General features: G+C 63.1%; 1 protein-coding gene. It reads left to right on the top strand.

Annotated features, from left to right (window positions below; translation table 11 throughout):
- A partial coding sequence (gene tuf / locus AC1DJH_RS33060) for an elongation factor Tu (RefSeq protein ID WP_478188609.1) occupies positions 1–1161 on the top strand: 1161 nt, incomplete at its 5' end.
- Between the last annotated feature and the right edge of the window lie 5 nt (positions 1162–1166).

Genomic DNA, 1166 nt, shown 5'->3' with positions numbered 1-1166 from the left:
CACGTCAACGTGGGCACGATCGGTCACGTCGACCACGGCAAGACCACGCTGACGGCTGCGATCGCTACGGTGCTGTCGGCCAAGTTCGGCGGCGAAGCCAAGGCCTACGACCAGATCGACGCAGCGCCTGAAGAAAAGGCCCGCGGCATCACGATCAACACCGCGCACGTCGAGTACGAAACGGCCAACCGCCACTACGCACACGTCGACTGCCCCGGTCACGCCGACTATGTGAAGAACATGATCACGGGCGCYGCTCAGATGGACGGCGCCATYCTGGTGTGCTCGGCCGCTGACGGCCCGATGCCCCAGACGCGTGAGCACATCCTGCTGGCGCGCCAGGTGGGTGTGGGCTACATCATCGTTTTCCTGAACAAGTGCGACATGGTCGACGACGCCGAGCTGCTCGAACTCGTTGAAATGGAAGTGCGCGAGCTGCTCGACAAGTACGAGTTCCCTGGCGACGACACCCCCATCATTCACGGYTCGGCCAAGCTCGCCCTCGAAGGCGACAAGGGCAAGCTGGGCGAAGAAGCCATCATGAAGCTGGCCGAYGCGCTGGACACCTACATCCCGACGCCCGAGCGCGCCGTGGACGGTGCCTTCCTGATGCCCGTCGAAGACGTGTTCTCGATCTCGGGTCGCGGCACCGTKGTGACCGGCGCCGTGGAGCGTGGCGTGATCAAGGTTGGTGAAGAAATCGAAATCGTGGGCATCCGCCCGACGGTCAAGACCACCTGCACCGGCGTGGAAATGTTCCGCAAGCTGCTGGACCAGGGTCAAGCTGGCGACAACGTGGGCGTGCTGCTGCGCGGCACCAAGCGCGAAGACGTCGAGCGCGGCCAAGTGCTGTGCAAGCCGGGTTCGATCAAGCCGCACACGCACTTCACCGCCGAGGTGTATGTGCTGTCGAAGGACGAAGGCGGCCGTCACACGCCGTTCTTCAACAACTATCGCCCGCAGTTCTACTTCCGCACGACGGACGTGACCGGTGCGATCGAGCTGCCCAAGGACAAGGAAATGGTCATGCCTGGCGACAACGTCAGCATCACCGTGAAGCTGATCAACCCGATCGCGATGGAAGAAGGCCTGCGCTTCGCCATCCGTGAAGGCGGCCGTACCGTGGGTTCGGGCGTTGTGGCCAAGATCCTCGACATCTAAGCCGA

The sequence above is a fragment of the Variovorax sp. 10N412 genome (assembly GCF_056394985.1).
The sequence above is the reverse complement of the archived record's forward strand: the minus strand, read 5'-3'. Positions and strand labels throughout refer to the sequence as shown.